We start from the raw sequence: 16,227 nt of genomic DNA, 5'->3' as shown, positions 1-16,227 counted from the left end.
TTCGTAAGGGGCTCAGTGATGGGCAAGGCGCCAAGGTCCGGGCCGTACGTCTGCGGCATCGACGCTGCCCTCGACGTTGTGAGCGGCAAGTGGAAGGGACTGATCCTCTGGGAGCTCGACGCCCATGGTGTCCGCCGTTTCGCCGAGCTGCGTCGCGGACTGCCGGGCGTGAGCGAGAAGATGCTCACCCAGCATCTGCGGGAGATGGAGGCGGACGGGCTCGTGCACCGTGAGGTGTATGCCGAGGTGCCGCCGCGAGTGGAGTACTCCCTCACGGAGCACGGCCGCACGCTCAATCACGCGCTCGGACCGCTCGGTGTGTGGGGCACCGAGCGGATACGTCGCGAAGGCTGCGAGGCGGTCCAGGCGGTCGGAACCTCACCAGGGTGAACGTCCCCTCGGCACGCTCACCTCAAGAGCGCAGCCAGGCCAGTCTCTCCTCGGCGGCCCTGAGGCGGGGGTGTCCGGGGCCGTGCAGCCGGCGGTAGTCGCGTACGCAGCGGTCGAGCAGTTCGGCGGCCTCCGCGTGGTGGCCGACGTCGATCAGGACGTTGGCGAGGTTGTCCCGGGTGGCGACCGTGATCGGATGGTCGTCTCCGTGGAGTGCGACGCGCCCGCTCAGGATCACGCGCAGGATCGGCACCGCGTCCTCGTAGCGCTCCTGGGCGTGCAGGACGGCCGCGAGATTGTTGCGCGCGGTGAAGGTGGTTTCGTGGTCGGGACCCAGCGTCGCCTCCGTCGACCGCACGACGGCACGGATCTGCTCTTCCGCCTCGGCGTGGCGGTCCAGTCGGACCAGGACGGCGCCGAGGTTGCTCCGGGCCGCGATCGTCTTCTCGTGGTCGCGTCCGTACCGGTCCTCCAGTCGGGGAACCAGGGCGCGCAGGACGCGCTCCGCCTCCTGGTGACGGCCGCACTTGAGCAGGGAAGCGGCGTGCGCGTTGGTGGCGGACAGGACGTCGGGGTGATCACGGCCGAGCTGCCGGATGCGGCGTTCCAGGACGTCCCTCACGAGCGGCTCCGCTTCGGGGGCCCTGCCGAGGTCCTCCAGGACCGCCGCGAGCCGGGTGGCACTGCGCAGCGCGTCCGGGTGGTCGCGGCCGAGTGTCTCCGCCTGGGCGCGGAAGGTGTCGCGCCACGCCGTCTCCGCCAGGCGCAGTTGACCGGTGGTGTGGAGGGCGTCGGCCAGCTCGACGGAGGCGCGCAGGGTGTCCTCGTGGCGGTCGCCCAGCGTGGTCCACCGGGTGCGGGCAACATGCTGGAAGAGCTCGACGGCCTCCTCGCCCCGTCCGGGGACCGAGAGCAGGACGTGGGCGAGTTCGCGCATCGCGGTGAGGGCGTCCGGGTGCTCGGGGCCCAGGGTGTCGATGGCGGACCGGGCCCGCATGGTGTGGATCTCCTCGGCGGACAGCTCCACCCGGACGATCTCCTGCTCCGGCCGGCCCTCGGTGACTTCGGTGAGGGTGATGTGTCCACCGACCAGCCGTCCCTCGTTCCCGGACCGCCCCGCGGACTCCTGCCCGTCCTCCTGTCCCTGTCGGGGCTGCGGCTGTGCGCCGGCGGCCTCTCCTTCTTCCGCGGCTCGTCGCCGCCACCATCGGGTCATCGTGACCGCCTCCTCGTTGCTGCCGGTGTCGTCAGGCTCCCGCGTGCACGTGTGCCGCCCACAGACTGGGACTGGCCGCGAAGGCGGCGCGGCACCGGAGGACCGCCCGGTGCAGGGCGTGGGCCGTCCTCGTGTCGTCCAGCTCCGGACCACCGGCTCCTTCGGTGCACAGCTCCCGGTAGAGGAGCCGTGTGACGCGGACGGCCACCGCGTCGTGCACCGGCCAGAGCGTCCCGACGGCGTTGGCGTACCCGGCGAGCTGGAACGCGGACGTGATGTGGATGGACTCGTCGGCCAGTTCCCCGCCGCCCCGTGCCGTCTCGCACGCGGACATCACCGCGAGCCGTGCCGCCGGCAGTTCCAGGCGGGAGATCGCACGGACCGTCAGTGGACGGGTCGCGTGGTCGTGCACCAGGAGCCGGCCGTTCGAGGGCTCGGCGGGCTCGCTGACGCCGTGGCAGGCGAAGTGCACGCACGAGTGACGAGGCAGGGCGTCCATCACCCTGTCGAAGGTGGCCCGTTCCTCGGACAGCACCTCGGTGGGCAGGAGTCCACGAAGCACCTCCACCTCGCGCCGTGCGCCGCCGAGCGGCCGGGCGCCGGGCGTGGCGGGAAGCGCCACGGCGAGCACCGGGCCGTGCGGGCGGGGGGCGGCTGCCCGGGTCCGGGCGTACCGGAGAGCGGCGACGGTCGGCGTGTACGACGAGACCACCCGGTCCAGTACCGTCCGTGGCCCCGGCACGGCCGCCGGGGCCGGGGCCGGTCCGCCGTCCGGTTCCGCCGGGGCCGGCACCGGTCCGCCGTCCGGTTCCGCCCCTGTGGCGTCGTGGTGGCCGGCCGCGTGCAGCGGCAGCGAGGCCAGCGCGCCGCCCGGCGACCACCACAACCGGTGCCACTCGCCGTCGGACCTGGGTCCGTGCACCTCGAGTCGGTCGAGCACAGGTCCGGTGACGTGGTCCCACGTCCAGGCCAGCACCTCGCGGACGGCCTGCTGGGCCGCCCGGTCGCGGGCGGGGTCGACCGCGTCGGCGAGCGCCTGTTCGAGGCGGTCCGCCTGTTCGCCGACGGCCTGCGGGGTGGCGTACGGCAGGGGGACGAGGAGGACTTCACCGTCCCGCAGCACCAGGGCGTCGCTGCGGAACTCGCTGCAGTAGGCGAGCACCACCGGGCCCCGGTCGGCGCAGGACATCACCGCCCGCAGGTCCGGTGCGCCGAGGAAGTCGGAGAAGCCGGGCCGGGTCCGGATCTCGGCGACCAGTCGCTCCAGCTCGGCCGCGAGGGTGTGCCGCGCATCGGTGGGGCCGGCCCACGGACCGCCCTGGGCGGCGTCCGCGGCGGTCGACTCCAGCGCGTCGAGCTGCTCCCGCAGGCGGGAGAAGCGGCCGGCGAGTTCCGGGTGGGCGCGGCGCAGCCGTCCGAGCCCGTCGCGGGTGGCCATGGTCCGGCCCAGCAGGACGCCCCGGCCCTGTTCCAGCAGCAGCACCGCGTGTTCCGGCCGGCCGGCGTTGACCGCGCAGGCGGCGGCCTCGGCGGCCAGGCCACTCACCCGGGACAGGCCGCGTTCCTGGTCGCTGCGGACCAGTCGGCCCGAGGCGGCGAACGGCAAGAGCTCCAGGGCCAGTTCGTAGCCGGGCAGGGCGTCGTCCCAACGTTGGTCTCCTCCTGCGGCGGCGCCCCATTCCCAGGCCGCGAGGACCCGCTCGTGGGCGGGCAGGGACCTGGTCCCGGCGGCCTGTCGGTAGGCGTCCGCGGCGGCACGGAGTACTCCCGGGTCGCCGTCCCGGTGATGCAGGGCACGCAGCGCGTCGCCGTACGACTTCAGATAAGCGCCGTGGGCCGAGGTGCCCTCCGCGACGGCCCACACGGCGCGTCCCAGTTCGCTGACGGCTTGCTCCAACTCACCTGATTCACCCGTGGCGTGATGCTTGGTGAGTCGGACGGAGCCGAGGTTGGAGAGAATCACCGCGAGTGACGGATCGCCGTAGCGGACCTGTTGGGAGGCTTCCTCCAGCAGACCGGCGGCCTCGTCGAGGTCTGTCACGTCGGCGGTGGACGCGAACCGGGCGCGCAGGGCGTTGGCGAGGTGGTTCAGCCTGTCGGCCCGCGGCTGACCGGCCACGGGTGCGAGTGCCAGTGCCTGACGGGCGACGTCGATCGCCTCGTCGGCGGCTGCGGTGTCGCCGGTCGCTTGGTGCCAACTCTGCAGCACCACGCCCAGGTTGCCGAGCCGTCCGGCCTGGAGGACCGGCGCGTTCCGTGACGCGTGGAGGGCTTCCCTGGCCAGTCGGGAAGCTTCCCGCAGGGAGGTCAGATCGTCGGTCTGGAGGGCGCGCTCGCGCAGGCTGACGGCGAGGTTCGCCAAGGTCCCGGCGTAGGCGTCGGTGCCGGGCTCCTCCTCGGTGAGGGCGGTGCGCAGGGTGGCGACGGCCTCGTCCAGCAGCACCGCGTCACCGGTCCTCTGCGCCAGTCTGTGCAAGGTGTTGCCGAGGCTGTTCAGCCTCTTGGCGCGCTGCGGGGTGCCGGGGCGTAAGAGGGGCAGGGCCTCGCGCAGCAACGCCGCGGACTCCTCGAGCAACGGCAGCTCGTCGTCGGCCTCGGCGGCCAAGCGCAGGGCCACGCCGAGGCCGGCGAGCAGTTCGGCGCGTTGCGGGTGGCCGGGCGGGCACTCGGACAGGGCCATGCGGTGGACCCGCAGCATCTCCGCCCGGTGGGTCTCCTCGGGGGCGTACTCGTGCCACTCGCGCATCCCCTGGGTGAGGTTGCGCAGGATGAGCAGGCGGGCGGGCTCCCCTCGCGGGACGGCTTCCAGCGCGGCGTACCACAGGTCGAGGGCCTCACGCAGGGCGCCGAAGTCTCCTTGGAACAGATACGCGTCGTGGCGCATCGCGGCCAGGTTGCTCAGGTAGCCGGGCCGGTCTTCCGATCCGTCCGGCAGGGTGTGGATCGCCTGCCGTTGGGCGTCCGTCGCGTGCAGGAGGTCCGTGGGGGCGGGGGCGTCGGGGCCTGGGGGCCGGGGTTGCGTGGCGGGGAACTCCCCCGGGTCCCGGGCCGTGCCGCCACCGACGGTGATCTTGTGCCGCATGTGCAGCACCTGTGCGAGGGCGCCGAGCGACTGCGCCGCGGTCTGGGCCTCCTGGGGCAGGCGAGCGGCCCGGTCGAAGGCGTTCACCGCTCGGTCGAGGTCGTCGGGCCGTCCGTACAGCGCGAACCTCTGCTGGTACGCGAGACCCAGGAGCCGCACGTCCTGCGGGCGGACCGGTTCGTCCGCCGCCCGTTCACGGCCCAGGTCGACCAGTGCCTCCACGTCGTCCGGGTGCCCCAGCAGTTGGTAGCGGGTCTGGAGGGCGACCATCAGGTTGGCGGCGGCCCGGGCGAGGGCCCGTCCGGCGTCCGGCGCCGCTGAGGTGAGCAACCGCTGGTAGAGCGCGATCGCCTGGTCGAGGGCGGGCCGGTCGCCCGTCCTGAAGTGGTGGGACAGCAGCCGGTCGGCGCGCGATTCCTCGTCCCGCACGTCCGCCCCGCGAGCGCGATTCGCTTCGTGCACGCCCACCCCCCGGTGTCACACCGCCCGACCGAGGTGTCTCGGCGCTGCGCGGCCCCTTCCCACGATAGCGAACGGGCGGTGGGCGCGACGGTGTACGGCGGGCAGTTCGTACGGCGACCAGTTTGTACGGCGGGCCAGTCCGTACGGCGGGCCGGAGCGAGGATCCCGGCGTGCCCCGAACGGCAGCCGGACAACGGACGACAGCCGACAGCCGACAGCCGACAGCCGACGTACAATCGCGGCCGACCGGCGTCCGGCGTCCGAGGGGGAACGGTGGAGATCGAGACTGGCGGGCGAAGCGGGCCGGGCGGTGAGCACGCCCGGCTGGAGGGGCTCTGCCGACGGCTGACGGACGCGTCGGGATCGCTGGTGCTCGGCGAGCGGGGGCTGCGGCTCGTCGAGTCCATCGCCTCCGAACTGCGTGCCGGCCGGGCCCCCGAAGAACTCGACGACTCCTTCGACGAGTTGGAGGAGGAGCTGCTCGCGGCCGGGCACAGCGCCGGCCTGGGCTCCTACCGCACCACACCGACGCCGCTCACGCCCGGCTTCCAGCGACTGCCGGTCGCCGGGCGGGACCACCCGCCGCTGCACGTGCTCGCCTGTCCGCGGGGCCGCTGCGGGCGGGTGGAGGCGCCGACCGACGACGACCCGCACCCCGGCTGCCGGATCTTCGAGCAGCCGCTGCGCACGGTGCCCCTCCGGTGACCAGCGGCTTCCTCAGCGCGCTGGGCGGCCGGATCGCCGAACGGTGGCTGGCCGCGCTGGCCCTGCCCGGGCTGCTCTTCCTCTCCGTCCTCACCACGGCCATGGTCCTCGGTCACGAGCACTGGTCCGACGTCGAGTACCTGCGGGCCTGGCTCGACACGGTTGCCGACTCCCCCGTGTCCCGCAGCGCCGGCACCGTCGTCCTGGTGGCGGCGGGTGTGCTGGCCGGTGCCGCGGTGACCGGCGCGGCCGCCCAGTCCCTGGGCACGGGCGTGGAGCTGCTCTGGTGCGCGCAGCCGCACGGGACGGTGCTGCGGTACCTCGCCAACCGCCGGTCGCGCCGCTGGCGTGCGGCCGACGCGGCCTTTCGCACCGCGCTGGTGGCGGCGGGCCGGGCCCGGATCGAGGGAGCGGACGACGCCGACCGGCTCGCGGACATCGCCGAACGCCGGTACGCCGACCGCGACCGTATCGCCTCGACACCGCCCCGCCACCCCTTCTGGACGGGTGACCGCTTGGCCGCACCCGCACAACGGCTGTGGCGCGCTCAGGGGTTGGATCTGGCAGCCGCCTGGCCTCATCTGTGGCTCCTGGCCCCCGACGGCACGCGTGCCGAACTACAGGCGGCCCGCGTCAGGTTGACCGCGTCGGCCCGCCTGTGTGCCTGGGGCGTGGGATATCTGGTGCTGGCGCTGTGGTGGTGGCCGGCGGCACTGGCCGGGGCTGTCGCCGTCGCCGCGGGAGTACGGCGGGGCCGTGCGGCCGCGGATGCCTTCGCCGAACTCACCCAGGCCCTGGCCGACCTCCATGTACGCGACTTGGCGACCGCACTGGGCATCGAGTGCGCGGGCCTCGACGACCGGGAGCTCGGCGAACGCCTCACCCGGCTGCTGCGCAAGGAGACGCGAGCAGCGTAGGCCGGTCCTGACGGCCTCAGCAGCCCTGGCAGCCCTGGCAGCCCTGGCGGCTCTGGCGGCTCTGGCGCCGTGGGCTTGCCGCCCGCGGTCGTCCTCCCGGCGCGATCACGACGGACTCCAGCCCTGATGGGCGCGGTCCACCTCCGCCATGTGCTCCTCGGCCCACTCGCGGAGTGCGGCCAGCGGTGCCTCCAGGGTCAGGCCGAGCGGGGTGAGCTTGTAGTACACGCGCGGTGGGACGGTCGCCTCCACGCGGCGGCCGACCAGGCCGTCGCGGGTGAGGCCCTGGAGCGTGGCCGACAGCATCTTCTGCGAGATGCCGGGCATCCTGCGCTGCAGTTCCGCGAACCGCACCTCATCCGGGGATGCCTCCGCCAGCACCTTGACCGCCATGGAGGTCCACTTGGTGCCGATCCGGTCGAGCAGGCGGCGCGTGGGGCACTCCGGGTCGAACAGGTCTCCCCGAGCGCCGTTCGGGGATCGCGACGCCCTTGGCGTCGGGGAGGGGGTCACCTGGAGCTCACCACCTGTGGCAGAAGTACGGTCTTGGCTCCCCCAGCCTAGTCACCTACCGTTTGGTTGTCACCATTGGTAACTGCCACAACTGCTACAACTGCCATATCTGCCTCAGGGAGTACCCGTGCCCACCGCTTCACCTCGCTCCTCCGCCCTCCACCCCCAAGGCGTCGAGCTTCGGCGCATCCCGGTCAACGGCATCGAACTCAACGTGGCCCTCCACGGCGAGGGACCCGCTGTGCTCCTGCTGCACGGCTTCCCGCACACCTGGCAGCTGTGGACCCATGTCATGGGCCCGCTCGCCGAGCACCACCGGGTGATCGCGCCGGACATGCGAGGGGCCGGGGCCAGCACGCGCGCGACGAGCGGCTACGACGCCGGAACGCTCGCGTCCGATGCCGAAGCGCTGCTGGACGCCCTCGGAGTGCGCTCGGCGGCCGTCGTGGGGATCGACGCCGGAACCCCGCCCGCGTTCCTGCTCGCCATGCGACGGCCGGACCTCGTCCAACGGCTGGTGGTGATGGAGTCACTGCTGGGCGGGCTGCCGGGGGCGGAGGAGTTCCTGGCTCAGGGCCCGCCCTGGTGGTTCGGCTTCCATGCGGTGCCCGGTCTCGCGGAGACGGTGCTGACCGGGCACGAGGACCGGTACCTCGACTGGTTCCTCGGCACCGGTTCTCTCGGGGAGGGCGTCGATCCGGCTGTCCGGGACGCCTTCGTCGGGGCCTACACCGGAACCGACGCCCTGCGCTGCGCCTTCTCCTACTACCGCGCGCTGCCCACGAGCAGCGAGCAGATCGAGGAGGCCGTCACCGGCGGACGGCTGACCGTCCCCACCATGGCCGTCGGCGCGCATCCGGTGGGCCGAGCCCTCGAACGCCAGCTGCGGCCGGTCGCCGATCACCTCGTCGGCCACGTGATCGAGGACTGCGGACACATCATCCCGCTGCACCGTCCGGAACGGCTGCTCGGCCTCCTCGAACCGTTCCTCCAGCGGACGCACCCCTGACGGACGTACCCCTATCGGACCCACCGATGATTTCCGGGCCGGCCGGCAGTCGTTACGGACAAGACAGCAAGGAGATCTGCCATGTCCAAGCAACAACGTGCCGCGAAGCAGCCCACTACCGACCTGGACGCCCGCTACAGCTCCGCCCTGAATCCTCGACCCGGCGCCGCCGACGTCACCGCCACGGAGTGGGTGGAGGCCCAACGGCGCATGGCGGCCGCCGAGATCTTCTGGGTGGTCACGATGCGGCCCGGTGGTGGCCCGCACATCACGCCGGTGATCGCGGCGTGGCACGACGGTGTGCTGTATTTCTCCACCGGACCGGGTGAGCAGAAGGCCCGGAACCTGGCGCACGACGCACACTGCGCGCTGCTCACGGGCGGGAACTCGCTCACCGAGGGCTTGGACCTCGTCGTCGAGGGCAAGGCGGAACGCGTCGGTGATCCGACCGTGCTGGAGGAGGTGATCGCGGCGCACGAGGCGAAGTACGGGGCACACATCACCTCGGCCGAAGGCACCTTCCACGGCCTCGGGGACTCCATGCGGAGCGGAGACGCGGTGCTGTACGCGGTGGCTCCGGTCACCGCGTACGGGTTCGGCCGGGACGACGGGGTCTACAGCCATACGCGGTGGAGCTTCTGAGTCACCGGTCGGGCAGCGGGGAGGTCTCCCTCATCTCACTGCGGCCTGCCCAACGCCCCCAGCAGCATCGGCAGCGAGGCGTGCAGTTCTCGTTCCCAGTAGGCCCAGCCGTGGGTTCCCGGGCCGTAGAAGTTGGTCGTCACGTGCCGGGCGCCCACGCGCTTCAGCTCGGCGGCGAGTGCGTGGTTCTGGCGGTTGAAGTCGGCCTCCAGGGCGCTGGTGGCGCCCGGTGCGTCCAGGGGGCCGGTGGTGCCGTCGCCGCAGGAGAGGTAGACCGGGATCGGCCTCAGTCGCTTGGCGAGGTGGAAGGGGTCGTGGGCCTGCCAGATCCGGCGTTGGGCGACCGGATCGCCCCAGACGCGGAGCGGGTCGTTGCCCTGGCCGGCGAAGAAGCCCATGATGCGGTCGACCGACTCGTCGTTCAGAAGGGGGTGCGCGGAGCCGGAGAACGCCGCCGTGGCCTTGAACATCCCCGGGTGCCGGGCGGCGTACAGCAGGGCCCCCTGGCCGCCCATCGACAGGCCGGCGACCACGCGGTCCGAGCCCGCACCCCAGTCGCGTTCCAGGAGATGGCGCAGTTCCTTGGTGTGGAAGGTCTCCCATGCCGGGTCGCCGCCGGCACCATGGTTCCACCAGTCGCTGTACCAGCCGTTCCAGCCCGCCTCGGGCATCACGACGAGGACGTCGCGCAGGCTGTCCGTCTCGGCCACGTCCGTCATGCTCGTCCACGACGTGTAGTCGCCGCAGCAGCCGTGCAGGAGCCAGAGGGTGGGCCAGTGCTGCCGGTCGTGCGGGTTCCAGCCGTCGGGGGTGAGCAGGCGGACGTCGACCGTGCGGCCCCCGAGGGCGCTCGACCGTACCGACAGGTCGACCTGGCGGTCCGCGACCTGGGTGACGGCGACGACCTCCGCGCCGGGGCGGGTGGCACCGGTCTCCGGTTTCCCGGCGGCCAGGGCCCCGGGAGCGGTCGGAGTCAGGACGGCCAGCAGTACGGCGAGGACCAGGAGGAGTCTCGCTCGCAGCGGGCTGAGGACGCTGAGGAAAGTGGGCACGTTCGCGAACACGGCGGCTCCCGGGGTGGGTTGCTGTTGGTCGCGCGGTGGTGCGGGGGGTGCCGGGGGGGGTGCGGTGGTGCGTTTCGGCGGTCGGTCCGTGGAGGTCGGGGTCAGGTGCCGTTTCGGCGGGGCAGGATCAGGAGCGCGTCGCCGACCGGGCGTTCGCCTGCGGCGTCCGAGGGAGTGTTGAGTACGGCGCCGCCGGCCACCATCGTGGTGGAGCCTCCGCCGTCCAGGTTGACCGCGTCGCGCAGGCCGAGCGCCCTCGCGACGGCGGCGCTCTCCCCGATGCTGAGCCCGAGGGAGCCCGTGCCGCGTCCGTCGGCGGTGACGAGGACGGTGCGGCCCGCGGCGTCCACCCCGGCCAGGGTGCGCGGGTTGCGCTTGTGGACCCAGCCGTAGTACCAGCTCGGGTCGCCGGGGTGCACCATGCCGTCGGTGGCGGGGGTGACGTGGACACGGCCGTCGCGGACCAGTTCCGGACCGGCGTTGACGATGTCGGTGCGGGGAGACGGTGTGACCCGGCGGCCACGGGCGTCCAGCAGGGTCGTGCTGGCGCGCAGGCGGTCGCCCACGTGGGCCGCGGCGGTCAGGTCGGTGCCGCGCTCGCCCGTCGCCTGGACGGAGCTGCCGCCCGGGGGGATCGTTCCGCCGCGCGGCGAACGGAGTTGCACGACCCTGTCGTGGGCGTCGAGTACCGCTTCCACGCCTTCTCCCCCGGGTGTGTGACCGCCGTAGTCCGGGGTGAAGGCGACCAGCTCGTCGGGGTTGGTGCAGGTGACGTCGTGCAGCGGGCGCGAGGTCGGGGCGTCGCCCTTCGTGCCGCCGCAGTTCCTGATCAGGCCGGGGACGCGGTTGATGCCGTTGAGGGGCAGGGACGAGGTGCGGCTGGTGATGCGGCCCTGCCAGGTGACGCGGGTGATCTCCGTGCGGCGGCCGTTGCCGTGGACGACGAGGGCGGGGCGTCCGGCGACCGGTTCGCTCAGCAGGCGTCCGTCGTAGACGCCCACTCCGGCCGGGTCGCCCGGTGCGCCCGCCTTGGGGTCGAGGACGAAGAAGCCGCCGTTGACCGCGGCGGTCGCGGCGGCGGACGTCGAGAGTGCGGTGGTCGTCTCGCGGTTCTCCAGGTCCGGACCGTACGACGCGTCCAGGGTGCCGCGGAACGTGCGCGGGTCGATGGTGAGTACGTCGACGTGCCACGGACCGCGGTCCGTCGCCCCGCCGTCCCAGCCGGTGTGGACGGCCGATCCGGTGTGGCCGGCCGCTCTCAGGCGGGTGCGTTCGGCCGTCGCGGCGGCCTGCGAGTCGAAGCTTCCGACGCGGACCCGCCAGCCGAGGCTGCCGCCCGTGTAGTCGGCCGTTCTCGGTGTCCTCACCTCATCCGCCCGGGCTTCGAAGCCGTCCCGTCGTAGTTCGGCGGCGAGTTCGTCGGCGCTCGCCCGGTCCTTGAGGGCCGTGGGCGGTGCGTCGGGGTCCGGGGAGGTGTCACCGCCGGGGATGGACACCTCGACGGTCCAGTGGAGCGCCGGGTCGTCGGCGATTCCGCGCACGATACGGGTGAGGGTGACGCCCGGCTGGAGGGTGGTCGTGGTGCGCGTCTCGGGGAGGCCGACGGGCCCCAGGGGGAGCGCCTGCCGGGCCGGCGAGCGGTGTCCGGCGGGGTGCGGGGACGCCTGTGCGGCCGGCGGCAGTGCGGCCGGCGCCATGAGGACGCCGAGAACGGCAACCGTGGCACACAGTCTCTTCTTCATCGTCGTCCCGCCTCGCGCCGACCACGGACACCGACCGACCCGTGCTGCGCACAAGTATCGGCCGGTTCCGGCCCGCGTCAAGGCGGCCCCGGCAGGCGGCAGTTCCGCCTGCCCCCGCCCGGGTCCGGCTCAGGAGACCCGTGCAACGCCGACGTAGAAGCCGCTGCGCTCCCGCGCCGGTGCCGGTTCCTCCTGGTACCACTCGGTGGCGAACACCAGGCCGGGCTCGACGAGTTCGAGCCCGGCGAAGAAGGGTTCGACCTCGCTCCGGGTGCGCATCCGCAGCGGGATGGCGCCCTTCTTGTACGCGGCCTCGGTCTCCTGCTTCAGCTCCGGGTGCTGGTCGGCGGTGCCGTGCGAGAGGAGGAGGCAACTGCCGGGAGCGAGCGCGTCCACGAGGGTGCGCACGAGGCGGTAGGGGTCCTCGTCGTCCGGCAGGAAGTGCAGGAGTGCGATCAGGGAGAGGGCGATCGGGCGGTCGAAGTCCAGTACCTCACGGGCCCGTTCGAGGATCGTCTCGGGCTGCCGTACGTCCGCGAGGAGGAAGTCCGTGGCACCCTGCGGGGTGCTGGTCAGGAGCGCCTCCGCGTGCCTGAGGACGATCGGGTCGTTGTCCGCGTAGACGATGCGGGCGCCCGGGCTGACCGCCTGCACGATCTGGTGCAGATTGGGTTCGGTGGGGATGCCGGTGCCGATGTCCAGGAACTGGTCGACGCCGTTCTTCGCCAGCCAGGCCGCCGCGCGGTGCATGAACGCCCGGTTCCGTGCCGCGTTGCCCCGGGCCTCCGCGGGGAGTGTCTCGCCGACCTGCTGGTCGACGGGGTAGTTGTCCTTGCCGCCGAGCAGCCAGTCGTAGACGCGGGCGGGGTGCGGCTTGCTCGTGTCGATGCGGGGTCTGGGTATACCGGCGGTCACAGGACACTCCTCCGTATGCGGAACGGCACCGTCAGGATGCCAGCCTAGCCGGATTCGGCCCAGGTCACAGGGCGCTGTCAGTGGCCGCCGCTAGATTCGATCTCGTTCCGCCGAGGTGGCGTGAACGCCCCCCTTTCGCATGCATGGGAGATGGTGCGTTGTCCGTCTGGGAGAAGTCGAGCACGGTGCGTGTGGTGCCGTCCGCGCGGCCGCGCAAGCTCGCCAAGGTGCCGTTCGTGGAGCTGGCCGACGGGCGCTTGCAGGGTGTGGTGTCCAGCGGGTCGGACATCGGGCGGGTGTACGTGTCCTCGGTCGCGGCGTCGTCCTACGCCTTCTCGTGCAGCACCAACAACAACCGTCCCTGCGGCGGGGCGCGCGGCTCGTTCTGCAACCACATCCGCGCCCTCGTCGCTGAGGCGGTGCTGCAGTACGGCGCCGAGCGCGTCGCCCGCTACCTGAAGGTCGAGACGGGGGACGCCGTCGACGCCCAGTCCCTCACCTCCGCCATGACGGCGGCGCGGCCCGGGGCCGGGGACGCCTCGGCGGCGGCGCAGGTGTTCAGCCGGTTCCTGCGACAGCTCGCCAACCTCGAACTCGGACCCGTCACCTCCCCGTTGCCCGAGATGCACTGGTTCCCGACGACCGGGGCGGTGGCCGCCTGATGCGCGCCGACCTGCTGCTCGACGACGTCGAGGGGCTCGACGAGGCCCTCGCGGCCGTGGACGGGTTCGACGCGGTGCTCGTCGGCGGTCTGCTCCGCCCGCAGCCCGCGCAGGCGGGTGGGCTGTCCGGACTCGCCGACGCCCTCGCCGGGACTCCACTGGCCTCGCGGGTCGCCGAGGCCGCCGAGAAGACGTCCGCCGGGGGCGGTGACGAGGGGCACTTCGTCGCGCTCGCCGCCGCGCGTACCGCATTGCTCGGCTCCGTTCACGACGCCCTGGTGACACGGGTGGACGAGGTCACCGGCCGCCCCGCCGCCGAATCGGTGCCCGCCGCACCTGGTTCCGGCGTGGAGCGTGCGGCGAACCTGCTCGTCGCCGCGCGCGGTTGGCTGTGCGACCTGGCCCGGACCGGCTGGCAGGGCATCGACCACGAACTCGTGGGCGGCGCCGCGCCCGTCGTCTCCGCGATGCTGCCCGACCCGGCGCTGCGCCGGCTCGCGACGCTGCTCGACGGGTTCGCCGCCGAGCTCGCCGCCTGCTGTCCCGGCGCGACCCTGGAGCGGGTGCCGGTGCGCCGCTGGGCCGACCTGTGGACACGTGCCCTGCTGCTGACCCTGCCGGGGGCGGCCTCCGCACCCGCCGCGGGAGAGGTCACCGGGCGGCTGCTGCCGCTCGGCGTCGACCTCCAGGAGCACGCCACCGCCGTACAGGCGCAGGTGCACGCGGTGTTCGAGCCCGCGGACGGGGGCGCGTCCCGGCTGGTGCGGGCCTCGGTGTCCGCGCCCAAGCCGGACACGGTCGTCGGGGCCGGGCTGTGGCAGTTGCTGCGGCCGCACATGTCGCTGCTGGCGGCGGTGGGCGAGGGCCGTGCCGTCGAGGTCGACACGATGCCGCTGACCGCCGAGGGCGATCTGCTGTGGGACGACTCCCGTGCTCGTGCGGGTGAGCCCGCCGACGTGTTCACCACCGCCCGGGTGGCCCTGCCCGCCGCGGCCGCGTCCGCCGTGTCGCCGCTGGACCGGCATCCGGCCAGGATCGCGGTGCCGGTCCTGGTGGAGGAGTACGGCGTGGCGGACGCGGAGGACGTGGCGGGCGAGGTCGTGCTGGACGTCGCCGGATACCGGCTGCGGGTCGACACGGACCGGGTACCGGCCGCCGGACCGCTCACCCCCGAGGCGGTGGCGTCGTCCGGCGCCTGTCTGGGGCTGCTGCGCTGGGATGCCGGGGAGTTCCTGCTCCAGCCGCTGGCCGTGGAGCGGACGGTGCGCAAGAAGGCCGTCGCCGTGCACGCGGGGGCCTGGGCCGGGGGCACCACGGACAAGGCCGGGGTGCGCGCCGAGAAGGCCGCCACCGACGCCGTCACCGTGCTGCGCGAGCGCGCCGGAAAGCTGCTGCGGAAATGACCGATCACTCCCAGCCCACCGGGCAGACCCCCGGCTCCCCGGACGGTCACCACGACAACCGTCGTCAGGTTCTCTACTGGCGCCTGCTGGCCCGGCTCTTCGACCCCGAGGAGCAGCCCGCGCTGGAGTCCGCGAGCCTCGCCGTGGTCGAGGACATCGGCCTGCCGGCCGCGCTGCTCGACCCCGGCGCCTCCGTCGGCTCCGTCGTCCAGCGGCACCCGGAGCTGGCGGCCGAGTTCGAGGGGCTGATGGTGCCCGAGCCGGAGGAGGACGACGCGCGGGACCGGGCCGCCGAGGTACGGCGTGCGGCGCTCGTGTCCAAGGTGCTGCTCAACGTCTTCTCCACCGGCTCCGGCAACGTGAGCGCCGAGCAGCTGGCCCGCTGGCAGTCCGACGCGGACTGGCTGGAGCGCGCCCTCGGCTGCCGGCCGGGCGAGCTGCGGGGCGGACGGGGACCCTCGGGTGGGCCGAGCCGGTCCGGCGGCGGTGTCAGTCCCACAGGCACCGGGGTCGGCGGGCCCGCTCCGGACCTCGGTCGCCTCCTGCCCGCGATCGGCCCCGAACTGGGCTCCATCGAGGCCGGCCTCGTCAAGCGCATGCGCCTGCGCGAGGTGCTGGCCGACCCCGCGCTGGCCGCGCGGCTGACGCCGAGCATGTCCCTGATGGAGCAGTTGCTGCGCGACAAGGACAATCTCTCCGGAGTGGCGCTGGCGAACGCCAAGGCGCTCATCCGCCGTTACGTCGACGAGGTCACCGAGGTGCTGCGCACCCAGGTGGAGAAGTCCACGGTCGGCGAACTCGACCGGTCCGTCCCGCCCAAGCGCGTCTTCCGCAACCTCGACATCGACCGCACCATCTGGAAGAACCTCACCAACTGGAGCCCCGAGGAGGAGCGGCTCTACGTCGACCGGCTCTACTACCGGCACACCAGCCGCAAGACGACGCCCCAGCGGCTCGTCGTGGTCGTGGACCAGTCGGGTTCCATGGTCGACTCGATGGTCAACTGCACCATCCTGGCGTCCATATTCGCCGGGCTGCCGAAGGTGGACGTCCACCTCATCGCCTACGACACACAGGCGCTGGACCTGACCCCCTGGGCGCACGACCCGTTCGAGACGCTGCTGCGCACCAAGCTCGGCGGCGGCACCGACGGCACGGTCGCCATGGCACTCGCCCAGCCGAAGATCGCCGAGCCGCGCAACACCGTGGTGGTGTGGATCTCCGACTTCTACGAATGGCGGCACCAGGAGCTGTTCGACTCCATGGCCGCCGTCCACCGCTCGGGCGCGAAGTTCATCCCGGTCGGGTCGGTGACCAGCTCCGGACGCGGCAGCGTCAACCCGTGGTTCCGGGAGCGGTTCAAGGACCTCGGTACGCCGGTGATCTCCGGCCACATCAAGAAGCTCGTGCACGAACTCAAGACGTTCCTCACCTGATCACCGGGCCGTTCCGGCACGTTCCGCCGCGTTCCGTCGCGTTCCGTCGCGTTCCGTCGCGTTCCGCCG

14 protein-coding genes are annotated in these 16,227 nt (G+C 73.0%); 8 read left to right on the top strand and 6 right to left on the bottom strand.

Annotated elements, in window-relative coordinates; genetic code table 11:
• The first annotated feature begins 18 nt into the window (after positions 1 to 18).
• On the top strand, positions 19 to 390 hold the full coding sequence (locus ACZ6IM_RS25845; protein ID WP_052843021.1) for a winged helix-turn-helix transcriptional regulator: 372 nt from the start codon (positions 19 to 21) through the stop codon (positions 388 to 390).
• 22 nt (positions 391 to 412) lie between these two features.
• Here ACZ6IM_RS25845 and ACZ6IM_RS25840 read toward each other — a convergent pair whose 3' ends face one another.
• Together ACZ6IM_RS25840 and ACZ6IM_RS25835 are read right to left on the bottom strand one after the other, a co-directional pair.
• Positions 413 to 1,606: a tetratricopeptide repeat protein gene (locus ACZ6IM_RS25840; protein WP_469559448.1), complete on the bottom strand. Its 1,194-nt coding sequence runs from the start codon at positions 1,604 to 1,606 to the stop codon at positions 413 to 415.
• A gap of 31 nt (positions 1,607 to 1,637) precedes the next feature.
• Positions 1,638 to 5,150, bottom strand: coding sequence for a CHAT domain-containing protein (locus ACZ6IM_RS25835; protein ID WP_469559446.1), 3,513 nt, complete (start codon positions 5,148 to 5,150; stop codon positions 1,638 to 1,640).
• Positions 5,151 to 5,423: 273 nt separating this feature from the next.
• On the opposite strand from ACZ6IM_RS25835, the gene ACZ6IM_RS25830 reads away from it, so the two are divergent.
• Positions 5,424 to 5,855 carry a hypothetical protein gene (locus ACZ6IM_RS25830; protein ID WP_469559443.1) on the top strand — a complete coding sequence of 144 codons (432 nt, stop codon included), beginning with the start codon at positions 5,424 to 5,426 and terminating at the stop codon, positions 5,853 to 5,855.
• Positions 5,852 to 6,772, top strand: a complete 921-nt coding sequence (locus ACZ6IM_RS25825; protein WP_052843019.1) for a hypothetical protein — start codon at positions 5,852 to 5,854, stop codon at positions 6,770 to 6,772. Before ACZ6IM_RS25830 ends, ACZ6IM_RS25825 begins: the two co-directional genes overlap by 4 nt.
• A 105-nt stretch (positions 6,773 to 6,877) precedes the next feature.
• Here ACZ6IM_RS25825 and ACZ6IM_RS25820 read toward each other — a convergent pair whose 3' ends face one another.
• Complete coding sequence (locus ACZ6IM_RS25820) at positions 6,878 to 7,285, bottom strand: winged helix-turn-helix transcriptional regulator (RefSeq protein WP_052843018.1); 408 nt, start codon at positions 7,283 to 7,285, stop codon at positions 6,878 to 6,880.
• A 127-nt stretch (positions 7,286 to 7,412) separates the two neighbouring features.
• Here ACZ6IM_RS25820 and ACZ6IM_RS25815 point away from each other — a divergent pair, with 127 nt between their 5' ends.
• Complete coding sequence (locus ACZ6IM_RS25815; protein ID WP_052843017.1) at positions 7,413 to 8,294, top strand: alpha/beta fold hydrolase; 882 nt, start codon at positions 7,413 to 7,415, stop codon at positions 8,292 to 8,294.
• A gap of 81 nt (positions 8,295 to 8,375) precedes the next feature.
• Positions 8,376 to 8,936 carry a pyridoxamine 5'-phosphate oxidase family protein gene (locus ACZ6IM_RS25810; RefSeq protein ID WP_469559438.1) on the top strand — a complete coding sequence of 187 codons (561 nt, stop codon included), beginning with the start codon at positions 8,376 to 8,378 and terminating at the stop codon, positions 8,934 to 8,936.
• A 35-nt stretch (positions 8,937 to 8,971) separates the two neighbouring features.
• Here the strand turns inward: ACZ6IM_RS25810 and ACZ6IM_RS25805 are convergent, their stop codons facing one another.
• The 3 genes from ACZ6IM_RS25805 to ACZ6IM_RS25795 all read right to left on the bottom strand — a co-directional run bounded on the left by ACZ6IM_RS25805 (position 8,972) and on the right by ACZ6IM_RS25795 (position 12,657).
• Positions 8,972 to 10,000, bottom strand: coding sequence for an alpha/beta hydrolase (locus tag ACZ6IM_RS25805; RefSeq protein ID WP_469559435.1), 1,029 nt, complete (start codon positions 9,998 to 10,000; stop codon positions 8,972 to 8,974).
• 101 nt (positions 10,001 to 10,101) lie between these two features.
• Positions 10,102 to 11,742, bottom strand: a complete 1,641-nt coding sequence (locus tag ACZ6IM_RS25800; RefSeq protein WP_469559432.1) for a phosphodiester glycosidase family protein — start codon at positions 11,740 to 11,742, stop codon at positions 10,102 to 10,104.
• A 129-nt stretch (positions 11,743 to 11,871) separates the two neighbouring features.
• Entirely contained in the window at positions 11,872 to 12,657 is a 786-nt protein-coding gene (locus tag ACZ6IM_RS25795) for an SAM-dependent methyltransferase (protein WP_469559429.1), read from the bottom strand.
• A gap of 143 nt (positions 12,658 to 12,800) precedes the next feature.
• On the opposite strand from ACZ6IM_RS25795, the gene ACZ6IM_RS25790 reads away from it, so the two are divergent.
• The 3 genes from ACZ6IM_RS25790 to ACZ6IM_RS25780 are packed head-to-tail and all read left to right on the top strand — an operon-like array spanning position 12,801 to position 16,158.
• Positions 12,801 to 13,319: a hypothetical protein gene (locus tag ACZ6IM_RS25790; RefSeq protein ID WP_469559426.1), complete on the top strand. Its 519-nt coding sequence runs from the start codon at positions 12,801 to 12,803 to the stop codon at positions 13,317 to 13,319.
• Complete coding sequence (locus tag ACZ6IM_RS25785) at positions 13,319 to 14,722, top strand: hypothetical protein (RefSeq protein WP_469559423.1); 1,404 nt, start codon at positions 13,319 to 13,321, stop codon at positions 14,720 to 14,722. Before ACZ6IM_RS25790 ends, ACZ6IM_RS25785 begins: the two co-directional genes overlap by 1 nt.
• Positions 14,719 to 16,158 (top strand): vWA domain-containing protein, encoded by a 1,440-nt coding sequence (locus ACZ6IM_RS25780; RefSeq protein ID WP_469559420.1) that lies wholly within the window; start codon positions 14,719 to 14,721, stop codon positions 16,156 to 16,158. Before ACZ6IM_RS25785 ends, ACZ6IM_RS25780 begins: the two co-directional genes overlap by 4 nt.
• The last annotated feature ends 69 nt before the right edge of the window (positions 16,159 to 16,227 follow it).

This window comes from Streptomyces sp. NPDC042336, from assembly GCF_055581985.1.
Note: the sequence above shows the minus strand (reverse complement) of the source record. Positions and strands in the feature narration are given on the sequence as shown.

What these genes read in the sequence shown, in the direction of transcription:
- ACZ6IM_RS25790 (WP_469559426.1), top strand. Translation starts at nt 12,801, where the DNA reads ATGGGAGATGGTGCGTTGTCCGTCTGGGAGAAGTCGAGCACGGTGCGT.
- ACZ6IM_RS25785 (WP_469559423.1), top strand. Translation starts at nt 13,319, where the DNA reads ATGCGCGCCGACCTGCTGCTCGACGACGTCGAGGGGCTCGACGAGGCC.
- ACZ6IM_RS25800 (WP_469559432.1), bottom strand. Translation starts at nt 11,742, where the DNA reads ATGAAGAAGAGACTGTGTGCCACGGTTGCCGTTCTCGGCGTCCTCATG.
- ACZ6IM_RS25810 (WP_469559438.1), top strand. Translation starts at nt 8,376, where the DNA reads ATGTCCAAGCAACAACGTGCCGCGAAGCAGCCCACTACCGACCTGGAC.
- ACZ6IM_RS25780 (WP_469559420.1), top strand. Translation starts at nt 14,719, where the DNA reads ATGACCGATCACTCCCAGCCCACCGGGCAGACCCCCGGCTCCCCGGAC.
- ACZ6IM_RS25840 (WP_469559448.1), bottom strand. Translation starts at nt 1,606, where the DNA reads ATGACCCGATGGTGGCGGCGACGAGCCGCGGAAGAAGGAGAGGCCGCC.
- ACZ6IM_RS25845 (WP_052843021.1), top strand. Translation starts at nt 19, where the DNA reads ATGGGCAAGGCGCCAAGGTCCGGGCCGTACGTCTGCGGCATCGACGCT.